The organism is Candidatus Neomarinimicrobiota bacterium (assembly GCA_034716895.1).
In the GTDB taxonomy this organism is placed as follows: Bacteria; Fidelibacterota; UBA8477; order UBA8477; family JABMPR01; genus JABMPR01.
Genome location: JAYEKW010000113.1, coordinates 24,783 through 37,574, shown reverse-complemented (window position 1 = coordinate 37,574; position 12,792 = coordinate 24,783). Strand labels below are relative to the sequence as shown.

The following is a 12,792-nucleotide window of genomic DNA, read 5'->3' as shown; positions in this document are numbered from 1 at the left end:
CTTAAAGATAAAGGCAATACCTTAAATTGTCTTTGCGAAAGAGATATCAGTCGACTGCGGTAACCTCAGAGCTGTGGAGTACCATGACTCAGAGATTGCCACGCTTAATACGCTCGCAAAGACTAATAGTGTCATGTCAAGCCTACACTTTCAGACCAATTCTTGTTATTTCAGGGAGATTCTTTGTTTATCTAACTTCTGAGGGCTTCAACAAACTCAGGGAAACTATTTAAAAGATAATCCGGTTCCTCTTGTTCCAATCGTGCAGAAGGGGTGAAACCATAAGTAACCGCAACTGATACAGCACCGGCTCCTTTGGCTGCAATCGTATCGACCTGATTATCACCTACCATGCACACCTGTCCTGGATCATCAAAGCCCAGTTCGTGAACACCATAGCGGATAATTTCCGGATCAGGCTTTGAAACAGGAAAAGTATCCCGTCCCCAACTGAACTTGAAATATTGGAGAAGATCAAGCCCTTTTAATACTGCCCTGACCATATCCTGCGGCTTATTCGAGATCACTCCCATGGGACGACGCTGCTCTCGCTTTAAGAATTCGATGACACCGGGATATGGTTGGGCGTCATCAATAATATGGATATGATAAAAGTCCCGAAATTTTTCCCATATCTCTGTTACCAATTGATCATCCACTTTGACATCTGGCCGATGCGTCTGAAGGCATTGTTGAACCAAAAAGTGGGCACCATACCCCACATGAGAAAGGATCTTCTCGTGGGTCAAGCGTGGATATCCCAATGCTTCAAAAGCGCGGTTAAGATTTGCAGAAATATCACGGCTGGTATCCACCAGAGTGCCATCAAGATCAAACAGTATTCCATTAGGGTTAAGCATATTTCCTCATGTCAATTCTAACTGGTGCATTTTTTCTCGTTTCAGCCAAATAACTCATTCAAATAAAAGAGGCCAGTACAATACCAGCCTCTTTATGTTACAACAAGGAAAAAACGCCTACCCTAACAGCTCCTTTGCTGCTGCATTTAGAGCAGGGACAACCTCAAACAAATCAGCCACAATACCATAGTCAGCAACTTTAAATATCGGTGCTTCAGGATCAGTATTGATGGCGACAATACATTTGGAAGAATTCATGCCGGCCAAATGCTGGATGGCACCGGATATCCCACAGGCTATATACAGGTTGGGAGAAACGGTTTTTCCGGTTTGACCAACCTGATCCGCATGAGCTCTCCAACCAGCATCAATAACTGCGCGGGAAGCCCCAACTGCAGCTCCAAGTGTATCGGCCAGTTCTTCGATGACACCGAATTTATCTGCCCCACCCATGGCGCGACCACCTGATACAATGATACTTGCTTCGGTCAATTCGGGACGTGTGGAAGCTGTCATGCTCGTGTCAATTACAGTAACAGAATTATCACCTCCGCCGACAGAAATATTTTCAACCGTCCCACTACCTGATTGCTCAACCGCCTCAAATACATTGGGCCGTAGCGTAACAAAGACTGGTGCTCTTTTAACAGCAATCTTGAGAAAAGCTTTCCCGGCATAGACGGGACGTTTGACTACCAGGTGGTCACCATCCCAGGCAGTTTCAATAACATCACTCAATAAACTGGCATTTGCTTTTGCTGCAAGCAAAGCTCCCAGTTCCCGACCCATAGCCGATGAGCTGAGCAGCATGACGGTAGCGGCAGTGGCAGTTAAAGCATCATTGAGCAAATTGGCATAAGCTCCCGGTGAATACACAGCTAATGAACCATCATCTGCAGCCAAGATCTTATCGGCACCGTAACTCGCGACAGTGGCGGTCATTCCAGCTAAATCAGATCCAACAATACAGACTGCAAGTTCACCTCCGGCAGCATCTGCCAGGCGACGACCCTCTGATATTGCTTCCAAAGCGTAGGATTTTAATTGACCATTACGTTGTTCTGCAAAAACTAATATTTTACTCATAATGACCTCCTAAAGGACCTGAGCTTCATCACGAAGCAGTTTGACTAATTCAGTAGCAGCTTCTGGACCTTCACCCACGATACGCCCGTCTGGTTTTCTCGGTGGATAGCTCATTTCCAAGATCTCAATGCCTTCTTCAGCCAGGGAGATTTCCTTGACCTCAAGCGGTTTACGCTTGGCTTGCATGATACCTCTGAGAGCCGGATAACGTGGTTCATTCAAACCTTTTTCTGCAGTGATCACACAGGGAGTCCCGGCGGTTATTGTTTCCTTGCCACCTTCAATATCCCGAATCACGGTAGCTGTTCCATCAGCGATCTCCAGTGATTTGGCTGTAGACAGTACGGGCATCTCCAATAATTCACCGATAATAGTAGCAACCTGGTATCCATAACCATCAATTGCCATTTTCCCAGCCAGGATCAGATCTGGCTCCAAACCCCGAATCTCTTCAGCCAGGGTTTTTGCTATAGAAAAACCGTCGGCTAATGCCGCATTCTCAGCTTTAAGCAAAATACCGCTATCGGCTCCCATAGCCATCGCTGTGCGCATGGCAGGTTGAGCTTCCTCACCTCCCAGAGTCAAAACAATGACCTCACCTTCGCCAGCTGCTTCTTTGAGCGCTAAAGCTTCTTCCACTGCATATTCATCGTAAGGGTTTATCACATATTTCACGTCCCCGGGATCGATAGACAGTCCATCGGCTCCAATGACGACCTTTGTTTCAGTATCAGGCACCTGCTTGACACATACTACGATTTTCATTATCAGCTCCTCCTAAATTGATCGATTCTTTAGTGACCCGCTTGATTAACTATCAGTAAAGCTTGGTTGAATTGGAAAGATAGATTGTGAGGGTCAATAAGCAAAATATTTCAACATACCGACTGGTCGGTTCGTAATATATTGTCCGCAAATTGAAATTCAATAGCTGCTTTACACTTCCATATTTTTTCCATGACCGTCTCTGTCTCGGATCGGGTATCACCGTCAACCCGAAATATTGAGATCTCAAGAATCCTTTCCATGTGCAGACACAAGCTTTACTGTGGGTTTGATCATTCATATTATGGAATACCAATTGCGGCTCCAAAGTGGTCATCTCATCTGGAATATTGATTATCCGTCAACCAAGCAACGGTTTTTAATATTGAGTTTATAGACAGACACTCATTAGTTTAGAGGAGCGATAAGGACCTAAATATGAATTTTAAATATTTCTCTATTCTCATTCTAGCATTTTGCCTGTTCTACAGTTGCGAAACAGATCCTGATGGATTCCAGGTTAAAGCGGATCGTGTGCTGGAAGGCAAATTTACAGCCCTAGCCTTTAGTCCTACTCAGCTTGAGTCCAATTACCCAATGGAGACTGATCAAACTCTGTCGCAGCCCATCATTTTTAAACTGAGTTTGAATGGGCGTGACAATGAGGCTGGATTTGGCCAGGATCATCAGCTCATAGTACCTCGGGGGATCAGTGAGTTTTATGCTCCCACCCTTAGCTTTGGCATTCATGCACCCGTGATTCCTGGAGATCCCCCTCCCCTTGAGCATGCTGCCAACGTCCATTTTCGGGTTGATCTGAGACCGGTACTGACGGCATTTACAAATTCCGGTTTCTACATAACTCCCACAAATGATACGATTTATGCCAACTCTTTTGAGGGTCTCTACCTGGCTGGAGGAACCGCTCCCATGACGTGGATCTGGGATGACCCCAATGGCTTGGATCACTTACGGTTTGATGATTCAGAGCTGGATTCGATCTATAAACTCAGCCTCCGTTTTGAGCCGCCAGATACAGATACTGGTTCACGTACATGGGCTCTAACAGAAGATATATCAGAGCTCCCACACTTTTCCAGTCCCCAGGCACCACTCCTGGAAGCTCTGACCAACCTGGCTCTGGAAGAAACGATCCTGAACATTCGGAGTGATAGTGCATTTTCAGCAGGGAAGAAGTGGCGGGGTGTTTGGACCCGAGACATTTCCTACTCAGCCATGCTCTCATTGGCTTATCTCTTTCCGGAGAATGTCAAAGCCAGTTTAAGAGCAAAATTGAGCCCAAATAAGCGTATCATCCAGGATACTGGCACCGGTGGTTCCTGGCCGATTTCCAGTGACCGCCACCTGTGGACCCTGGCTGCCTGGGAAGTTTTTTTAGCATCCGGTGATCACGCCTGGTTGGATGAGATTCGAGAACCGATCATCAATGCTCTAAAAGAAGACCTGCTCTGGAATCGCGATCCGGTATCGGGAATGCTGCTTGGTGAAACCAGTTTTGAGGATTGGCGTGAGCAAACCTATTCTGAGTGGATGTCTCCAGCAGATATTCATGCCTCCCAGGCTCTTTCCACTAATGTTATCTTTAAGCGCGCTTTAGAAATTGGATTAGCCCTGGCAAACAATAATTCTGATGGTGCCCGGTCCTGGCCGGAGCTGGTTACGCGACTTGATCATAATATTCTCAGACATTTTTGGAATGAATCGCTCGGTGCCCCTTCCAGCTATGTGATCTCGAGCCCAGCCTGGTTGCCTGCTGCTCACCGTGACCTGCTTGGCGAATCATTAGGTATTCTATTCTGTAATTCATTTGCTCAAGTGGCTGCACAACTCGTAAGCACCTATCCCCGCAGTCAGTATGGCAGCCCTGTGATCTCTCATCAATTGCCGCATTCACCACCCTATCACAACAAGGCAATTTGGCCCTTTGTGGAAGCTTATGCACTTCTGGCTGCCAAACAAGTTGAGAACCAGGAGGCTTACCACCATAGTTTTAATGGTTTGATCAGGTCAGCAGCCCTTTTTCTAACCCATCGTGAAAATTTTGAATACGCTTCAGGCAGGCCTGATCAGACCGAGATCAATTCTGACCGACAGTTGTGGAGTGATGCCGCCTGGCTGGGAGCAATCTACAAGGGTCTATTTGGTCTCTCCGTCAATTACGATTTTGGTCTGAAAGAGTTTGAACTGGTTCTGGCACCAAACAATCCCTTCCAGTGGGATCATTTCTCAATTACCAATCTAGCTTTACATGATACACCCCTTTCCATCATACTGAAAGGCAGTGGGTCATCAATCTCAGCTATTTCTGTGAATGGCACTCAACAACACCCCGGTAAACCGATTCCATTAAGGGGCGAGCCACTTGATATTATGATCGAGCTAAAGCAAAACCGGGATACCAGCCCCTCTAAAATAGAACGTGTAGAACACCTGCTTCCCAAAATCCCAAAGACCTCCTGGTCTGCAGATACGCTGATCTGGTGGAGCGAAACCGGGGTAAGTCTTTTAGAAGTAAATGGTCAAATTTTAGATACCCTGACCAGTTCCCCAACGAGCCTGCCGGATAGTTTGATGGGTTTTTACACGCTGCGAGCGATGGATTCAACAACTACCCTGAGCTTGCCAGGTCAACCTTATTACCGGGGACCCTCTGCCATGGTGCTTTTAGCCCCAGAGCAGCCCTATTATGTTGAATTGGGACAAGATATAGCCTTTATCAAAATGGACTTCTCAGTGCCCTCAGGGGGGAATTACCTCCTACGGTTTTTTTACAGTAATGGGTCTGGATCCATCAGTACGGGCAACACCTGTAGTTTAGCCAAACTCACGATTAATGAGTGGTGGTTGGAACAAATGGTCAGTTTCCCACATACTGGTTCATGGGATAGTTGGGAAGAAAGCGCCTGGCTGAAAGCACAATTCCAAGCCGGTCAGAATACTTTAATCCTGAACCAGGAGACTTTGCCAGTGCAGAATATGAATGGCAAATTGAATCAATTTCGCTTAAAAAGTATGGAGATCGTTCCCGTTTTTAATTGATACCGAGAGATATTTTTATTCTGTAAATTTGGGCAACTCATAGATTGGGAAGATCGTCTCACCATAGGGACCTACATTGCCAGCTAGAAATTTTTGGTAGGTTTCCTCTGTGTAAGGAGCATCCTTCGTAGGTGTGGTTCTTGTATCTCCAAAATAGTTTCGGCTATAAGCCACCACCGATCGTGAATCCCGCACTACTCGCACACCCCTGACTCCTGCAATGCTGGCAGCCACCATATCAGTATCTGAATCACCATAAAAGATGTGTAAGCCAAGGCTGGTGATCAGTTCATGTTTGGTGGTATATTTAAATCCTGTTTGAGGATCCCGTCTCTTGGGTGCAAAAAATAGAGTTTTATCTTTTTCAATTGTGAAACCCAACTCCGAGCTTAAGAATCTGGCAACAACCTCCCCATTTATACCAGGTCTTGCTGTAATAAAGTAAACTTCGTGCCCATGAGCTTTTAAAAACCCAATAAGATCTGCTACAGGTTCAATGATCACAGAATAAAGGCTATCATGTTCATTGACCCAGCCAAAATCAAGATGATCAGGATCAGAACTCATCTGAGGTGCTTTTAGAAAATTATCTCTTGAGAATAGAACCGTATCGTCAATATCAAAGCCAACTTTTAATTGTCCTTTTACCTTTTCATGGACAGCAGTTGGTTGAACGGGTTGGCAGGCAGTCAACACTAAAGCCAGACTTAAGCAGGTTATTTTGATAATTCGCATAATCTTTCCCCTATTTTGTATTTCGATCCATATTAAACCGGCCCATGTTATCCGTAAGTATATTTTACATATATAGCCACAAAGTCACTAAGGCACTATGTTCTATAAAATCCCTGAATGGCTCTTTGAGCCTTTTTGTCTTCGTGGCAAAAGAAATTACACTGCTGCGAGGTGATGACTCCTGATGCAACCGGCTATCTCAGGCCAGCTTAATAGTGAGGTCCCCAAATTGCCTATTGGTGGTACTCACCACTTCACATTTAAAAACCAGTTTCACTTACTTGATAAAATAAATATCGCCCTATCAATACGCTCATAAAAATAGTAGTAAATGTATGATTAAGTATCCATTTTTGGAGCATGTTAAAACTTCCTGTATCCTCATTTGAAAAGAAATTGACCTTTTTGATCACAGGCCAGGGGGGACACCGTAGATTAGATCGTTTTATGATCACAGTCTCCGATCCTTATCAATGGCTTTTACCGATACTGATGTTCGCCATGGTACTTATCTACAAAAATTGGGAATCTGGATTATTAGCGTTATTGACTGGAGGAGTCGGGGCCGGTATTGCTGATGTTCTGAACACTCGCTTTATCAAGAGGAGAACTGATCGGATCAGGCCGAGTAAACAATACCTGGATATCAGGTCTTTGGGTGTCATGAATAAGGGTCGTAAATCATTCCCGTCAAATCATGCTTCTAACACGATGGCTTTCACTCTGGGATTTGGTTTGGTTTTCCCCTGGACATTTGGGATCATGATACCGCTTTCACTCCTTGTCGGTTACTCCAGAGTGTATTGCGGAGCCCACTTTCCACTTGATGTTGTTGCCGGTTGGCTTCACGGCACGGTCTGGGTATTACTCATCCATTCTATCTTATACTTTTTTTAGCCCGCATTGAAAAGGGTGAGACCAGTCTCACCCTTTTAATCTTCGGCAAATTAATGCCATTGATATATTTACAGATGTCTAAAGTATTTTCTTAAGCGTGTTGTATTCTTTCTCAAGAGTTGCAATCTCTGCTCTAATGCCTTGAAGTCGACCGAGTACTGCGTCTGGATCTTCATTTACTGGTTGTTTAGTTGCTGCAGTTTTAACAACTTTTTTTGCTGCACCTTTCTTGATCTTAGCTTTAGCAGTAGTTTTCTTTTTTTTGTTACCTCTGGTTTTTTTACCCCAGTTACTGAGGGTAACAACTGAAACACCATATTTCTCACTGGCTGTTTTCATGCCGCCTCTTTTGTTCTCGGCATTATAAGCAGCAATAAATTGTACGATCTCAGCTTTTTCATCTGCCGTATAACGTTTTCCCTGTTTTCCTTTAGCTGAGCTTTCAGCCATAAGTACACCTCCTGAAATTATGATTAATTCTAACTAGGGATAAAACTAGAGTTTTAGCCTGTCATTGACAAGGATTTTATTATAAATAATTATACCTGATGATCTTATACAAGAATTAAGTAATTAACGCTTCACCCAGTTATTACTTACGAAAGTCAACTTTATGTTTTATGCGGTCCCACACTTCGTCCATCTCTTCCAGGGTCGCCGCCTCAATATCTTTTTGCTCAGATTCAAAAACAGTTTCCAAAGCACGAAATCTTGCATCAAACTTGTCAATAGCCTGCCGCATGGCAGTTTCACTATCTATTTTCATTAAGCGTGCAACATTTACCAGAGCAAATAAAACATCACCAAACTCTTCACGAGCCCGACGTTTGTTTCTTAGACGCCATTCTTCCACAAGCTCATCGATTTCTTCATGGAACTTTTCAAGTGCTGGTAAAACTTCATTCCAATCAAAACCGACGTTGGAAGCCTTTTCCTGAATCCGTTGAGCGCGGATTAAACCTGGTAAATTGCGGGGGACACCATCCACCCAACTTTTTCGGCCCTCACTTTTTTTAACTTTCTCCCAATTCTCCAGTGCATCTTCCACTCGCCTGGTTTCATGCTTATTCTCACCGAATACATGGGGATGACGTCGGATCAATTTTTCATTGATGGAAGCCAGACTGTCTTGGAGTTTAAATTGGCCTGCTTCTTCTGCCAGTTGAGTCTGCATGACCACATGCAACATCAAGTCACCCAACTCAGTTTGCAATTCTTCAGGCAGCCCGTCTTCGATAGCTTCGACTACTTCGTAAGCCTCCTCGATCAAATAGGAAGTTAAACTCTCAGGTGTTTGCTCCCGATCCCAGGGACATCCATCCGGTGCTCGCAGGCGGATGACAATTTCCTGTAATCTTATGATCTCTTCTGCAACACTTAACTTGGATTTCTCAACCATCTATTTTGCTTTTCTTTTACTAGCTTTAACTTTTTCAATTCGATTTTTCACAACGGAGATGACTTCAAATCTATAGTTGGAGTATTCAATGAAATCACCTTGATCAGGAATATTTCCCAAACTAAAGTATATGAGACCTCCCATAGAGTCATAATCACGTTCTTTGGAAAATTCAATGCCCAGGATCTCCGCAACATCATCTAGCGGAGTGGCTGCCTCAATCATGTATACGTCTTTTTTGATTGGGACTATTTCCGTTTTCTCTGTAAAATCATCGATCTCATCTTTTAGGTCACCTAAAACTTCTTCAATAATATCTTCTACAGCAACCATCCCTGAAAACCCGCCATACTCATCGACCACAATACCCAACTTCTGTTTCTGGTGTTGCATCTCGCGAAGGAGTTCATCAATAAACTGATGCTCTGGAACAAACATGGCCGGCCGAGCTAAACGCTCAAGATTAATACGTTTGGAACCGCTATGCAGATAGGGCAATATATCCTTGATAAAGACAATACCCCTGATCTGATCGATCTGGTCTCGATATAGCGGGTATTTTGAAAAACCTGATTCTCGGATGATCGTTAATACATCTTCACGACTCATTTCCGTATGGAACATAACCACATCTGGTCGTGGGATCATGATCTCTTTTGCCTGAGTGTCACCAAATTCAATAATGGAATGGATCATTTCCTTCTCATCCTCACCAATGACACCTTGATCCTGTCCTAATTCCACCAGTGCTTTGATCTCTTCATCCGAGACAAAATTCTCCTCAGGTTGAACTCCCAACAAATTCACCATTTTTTCAACCAGTGTATAAACGATTTGAGCAATAGGTGAAAACAACTTGAATATAAAAGCTAAACTACCAGCGATCCGGGATGCAAATCCAAGGGAGTAACGCATGGCCATTACCTTGGGTGTTATCTCTCCCAGAATGACCAGAATAATGGTAAGTACAACTGTTTCAATCGCCAAGGCTATAATCTGATTAAAGCCACTTTCTTTGGCAATTCCGGCTGCGATAAAAGCTGCCATAGAAGCTAATGCCACGTTGACAATTGTATTTCCAGATAGAATTGTGATCAATAGTCGTTTGGGTGATTTTAATAGTCTGACAATAAGTCGGGAAGATGGAGCAAGATCGTGTTTTAACTTTTCAACATCATTTAGTTTAAGATTAAACAGGGCCGTCTCTGAGCCTGAAAAATATGCAGAAATTCCCAGCAACACAAAAAAGGCTACTCCCTGCCACAGTAAGGGTGATTCTATTAGCTCGGTATAATTCATTTGGGTTTTAAATTTTTAATCTTAGACAAATAGTTATCCTCCAGCAGGGTCATCTGGTCTTTTTCTCCCTGTGTCTCATCTTCATGCCCGCATAAATGTAGGCAGCCATGGATCAGCACTCGATACAATTCTTCCCTTGGGTCAGTTTTATATTTAATTGCATTTAGAGTGATCTGTTGCATGGATAAGTAAATCTCACCTTCGATTGTTTCGTCGGGGTCATTTAAATTAAACGCAATAACATCGGTGTACACATCCCGATCAAAATATTCCTTTTTAAAATGACGAAGTTCATCCTGTTTTAGAAAAACAATGTTTACATATTCAGCTGTTTTATGCTCGCCCTTAAAAACCAGTTCAACACCTCGCTTAAACAAGCTGGTGTCTGTCTGGGGATCAGGATCAATGACCTCAATCTGCATGGGAGTTAAAACATCAGAATTTTATTGTGGAATCGATTAGTCTTCATCATCCAGAATGTGCAGTTTTTTGCGCTGTCCGGGATATTCGATCCGCTTATGCATGCTTCCCATGAGCACCGGCATCATAGCACCCTTAATATTCTCAAGATCTCGAAATGTTAAGGGACAATTTGTTAACTCGCCACCTTTGATGCGACTTTCAATGATGGTATCCATAAGTGACTCGATGCGTTGCGGGTTTGGATTTTTGACCGAGCGAGAAGCTGCTTCAATGGCTTCGGCCAGCATGAGGATACCGGTTTCTCTGGTATTGGGTCTCGGTCCGGGATACCGAAAGTCTGCTTCATTGATCTCAGAACCTGTTTCTTTGGCACGTTCTAATGCTTGTTGATAAAAATATTCCACCCGAGTGCGGCCATGATGCATTGGAATGAAATCAGCGACAATAGCAGGCAAACCGAAATTATTGGCCAGTTTGACCCCATCTTTAACATGTGCCACAATCACCGTTGCGCTTAATCGGGGTGAAAGTTTTTCATGCTTATTGGTTCCACGTAGTTGATTTTCAATAAAATATTCCGGCTTTACAGCCTTACCGATATCATGGTAATATGCACCGACTCTGGCCAGTAGCGAATTTGCGCCAACTGCCTCAGCAGCAGCTACTGCAAGATTACCTACATCAATACTATGCTTAAAGGTGCCTGGTGCCCTCATAGCCAAATTGCTCAACAGTTTATTGTTAAAATCAAGTAGCTCAAGCAGAGTCAGATTAGTCGTTATCTTGAATACTCGTTCAATCAAAACCAGAAATCCATAGGACAGTAGTGGAGACAGGAAACCGTTCGCTGTTGCAAAGATCATGTGCTCCATAACAGAGTCCCAGCTACTGAACTTGATCATCTCAAAGACAGCAATAACGGCCACATAACCTGACGTAACAGCCAGGATACTCCACAAGATCTGAGATCGTGATCTTAGCCTGCGCACTGTGTAAATAGCCAGTGACGAAACAAAAAGGTTGGCGACAATAAAGGGGATGTTGTTGCTTAAAATGATACCCGTAAGCAGGGTCAGTGTTACCATAATGATAAATGCCATCCGGCCATCAAAAACAACTGTGAAGATCATCGCTGCAATACTCATGGGGATAAAAAATTCAGACCATTGCATCTGATACACAATAGTGTGAGCCAGAGCCAGCATCAGAATAATAATGATCCCAACCAAGGCGATTAGTTTTATGTCATTGTAGATCTGATTCCGATAGGTCTGGAGATACGCAAAAAAGAAAAACAGCAAAAAAGCAGTTAGCAGGATCTTCCCCATGAAGGTCATCAAGCGATTGGCAGCCGATTCTCCATAACCCCGACGTATATATTCTTTTTCAAGTGAATCAAGCTTTTGTTTGATTTGCACCGTGACCCGAGTATTAGCATCTACGATCCGTTCATTTTTAAAGACCTTGCCAGTACTGATGGGAACCAGGTTATGAGCTTCTGCTTTCCGGTTTTCCGTAAGCTCGGTTGAGTAGTTCAGATTGGGTACCATAACCGCACGTGCCACATCTTCAGCCAATTGGAGTAAATGAGCGTCACTGTTTTTGTAGTTATTTGTAAGTACTCGCTGAACGCTTTCCCAAGCCTGTCCCATATCACGGAAGTCCTGCGGATTGCGACTGGATTCTTTACCGCGCATGATCATAGTGATCTGCATATGGCTATTATCCGGTGGCAAATCCCCAATTATTCCCAACATATACTGGGGCAAAATGGCTTGTTTTACTGAATTGATCAGTTGGCGGGTTGAGGGTCCTTTCTCCAGAAAGAAGCTCCACCGGGGAATTCCCAAATCTTTCAAACCCCTGTCCTGAAGACCATATTTTATGTTTAAAACATGGAGCGAGTCATCCTGAAGTTGAATAAACATGGAATCTGATGCTATACTGTCTGAGATCGTTTTCCAATAGCTTCGTTTTGAATTAAGATCCTTCTCAGCCTGATACCAAAGGGACAACTGATTCCGAATCTGATCTAGATTTTTGTTTACTATATCCCGGCTTTTATTATCCCAAATAAAGACCGGCAGGATAGCATCTTCGCGAGCTTGTCTATCCTGTTCCAGAGCACTTTCTGTTTTCAGAATATCAAAATCAAAGGGGGCAATGATGGTCTCTGTTGTGATCTGGTCCACATCATAATCGAATTGAAACATTTTTCCCTTTGGAAAGAATAGGGCAGAGACAACGAGCAATATTATGATTAGAGTG

At 43.7% G+C, this 12,792-nt stretch carries 11 protein-coding genes; 2 read left to right on the top strand and 9 right to left on the bottom strand.

All coding sequences use genetic code 11. From position 1 onward, the window contains the following. Positions 1-191: 191 nt before the first annotated feature. From U9Q77_07170 to U9Q77_07160, 3 genes are all read right to left on the bottom strand, one after another. Positions 192-860: an HAD-IA family hydrolase gene (locus tag U9Q77_07170; protein MEA3287140.1), complete on the bottom strand. Its 669-nt coding sequence runs from the start codon at positions 858-860 to the stop codon at positions 192-194. 117 nt (positions 861-977) lie between these two features. Next, entirely contained in the window at positions 978-1,946 is a 969-nt protein-coding gene (locus tag U9Q77_07165; protein MEA3287139.1) for an electron transfer flavoprotein subunit alpha/FixB family protein, read from the bottom strand. A 9-nt stretch (positions 1,947-1,955) separates the two neighbouring features. Further along, entirely contained in the window at positions 1,956-2,711 is a 756-nt protein-coding gene (locus U9Q77_07160) for an electron transfer flavoprotein subunit beta/FixA family protein (GenBank protein MEA3287138.1), read from the bottom strand. Positions 2,712-3,149: 438 nt separating this feature from the next. Between U9Q77_07160 and U9Q77_07155 the strand changes: the two genes are divergently transcribed. Beyond that, a complete protein-coding gene (locus U9Q77_07155; GenBank protein MEA3287137.1) occupies positions 3,150-5,771 on the top strand; it encodes a hypothetical protein in 2,622 nt (873 codons plus the stop codon). A 15-nt stretch (positions 5,772-5,786) separates the two neighbouring features. Here U9Q77_07155 and U9Q77_07150 read toward each other — a convergent pair whose 3' ends face one another. After that, complete coding sequence (locus U9Q77_07150) at positions 5,787-6,506, bottom strand: HAD family acid phosphatase (GenBank protein ID MEA3287136.1); 720 nt, start codon at positions 6,504-6,506, stop codon at positions 5,787-5,789. 360 nt (positions 6,507-6,866) lie between these two features. Between U9Q77_07150 and U9Q77_07145 the strand changes: the two genes are divergently transcribed. Then, complete coding sequence (locus U9Q77_07145; GenBank protein MEA3287135.1) at positions 6,867-7,403, top strand: phosphatase PAP2 family protein; 537 nt, start codon at positions 6,867-6,869, stop codon at positions 7,401-7,403. A gap of 78 nt (positions 7,404-7,481) precedes the next feature. Here the strand turns inward: U9Q77_07145 and U9Q77_07140 are convergent, their stop codons facing one another. The 5 genes from U9Q77_07140 to U9Q77_07120 form a co-directional block, all read right to left on the bottom strand. Beyond that, positions 7,482-7,853: a hypothetical protein gene (locus U9Q77_07140; protein ID MEA3287134.1), complete on the bottom strand. Its 372-nt coding sequence runs from the start codon at positions 7,851-7,853 to the stop codon at positions 7,482-7,484. Between the two features lie 142 nt (positions 7,854-7,995). Beyond that, positions 7,996-8,802 (bottom strand): nucleoside triphosphate pyrophosphohydrolase, encoded by an 807-nt coding sequence (mazG, locus tag U9Q77_07135; GenBank protein MEA3287133.1) that lies wholly within the window; start codon positions 8,800-8,802, stop codon positions 7,996-7,998. Further along, the gene (locus U9Q77_07130) at positions 8,803-10,101 is read right to left on the bottom strand and encodes a hemolysin family protein (protein MEA3287132.1); all 1,299 of its coding nucleotides are present in this window, start codon (positions 10,099-10,101) and stop codon (positions 8,803-8,805) included. Beyond that, entirely contained in the window at positions 10,098-10,523 is a 426-nt protein-coding gene (gene ybeY, locus U9Q77_07125) for an rRNA maturation RNase YbeY (GenBank protein MEA3287131.1), read from the bottom strand. Before ybeY ends, U9Q77_07130 begins: the two co-directional genes overlap by 4 nt. Before the next feature lie 36 nt (positions 10,524-10,559). After that, positions 10,560-12,737, bottom strand: coding sequence for an HDIG domain-containing protein (locus U9Q77_07120; GenBank protein MEA3287130.1), 2,178 nt, complete (start codon positions 12,735-12,737; stop codon positions 10,560-10,562). Between the last annotated feature and the right edge of the window lie 55 nt (positions 12,738-12,792).

Excerpts from the sequence above, each read along its gene's own strand:
- U9Q77_07170 (MEA3287140.1), bottom strand. The coding sequence starts at position 860 with ATGCTTAACCCTAATGGAATACTGTTTGATCTTGATGGCACTCTGGTG.
- U9Q77_07165 (MEA3287139.1), bottom strand. The coding sequence starts at position 1,946 with ATGAGTAAAATATTAGTTTTTGCAGAACAACGTAATGGTCAATTAAAA.
- U9Q77_07160 (MEA3287138.1), bottom strand. The coding sequence starts at position 2,711 with ATGAAAATCGTAGTATGTGTCAAGCAGGTGCCTGATACTGAAACAAAG.
- U9Q77_07155 (MEA3287137.1), top strand. The coding sequence starts at position 3,150 with ATGAATTTTAAATATTTCTCTATTCTCATTCTAGCATTTTGCCTGTTC.
- U9Q77_07150 (MEA3287136.1), bottom strand. The coding sequence starts at position 6,506 with ATGCGAATTATCAAAATAACCTGCTTAAGTCTGGCTTTAGTGTTGACT.
- U9Q77_07145 (MEA3287135.1), top strand. The coding sequence starts at position 6,867 with ATGTTAAAACTTCCTGTATCCTCATTTGAAAAGAAATTGACCTTTTTG.
- U9Q77_07140 (MEA3287134.1), bottom strand. The coding sequence starts at position 7,853 with ATGGCTGAAAGCTCAGCTAAAGGAAAACAGGGAAAACGTTATACGGCA.
- mazG (MEA3287133.1), bottom strand. The coding sequence starts at position 8,802 with ATGGTTGAGAAATCCAAGTTAAGTGTTGCAGAAGAGATCATAAGATTA.
- U9Q77_07130 (MEA3287132.1), bottom strand. The coding sequence starts at position 10,101 with ATGAATTATACCGAGCTAATAGAATCACCCTTACTGTGGCAGGGAGTA.
- ybeY (MEA3287131.1), bottom strand. The coding sequence starts at position 10,523 with ATGCAGATTGAGGTCATTGATCCTGATCCCCAGACAGACACCAGCTTG.
- U9Q77_07120 (MEA3287130.1), bottom strand. The coding sequence starts at position 12,737 with ATGTTTCAATTCGATTATGATGTGGACCAGATCACAACAGAGACCATC.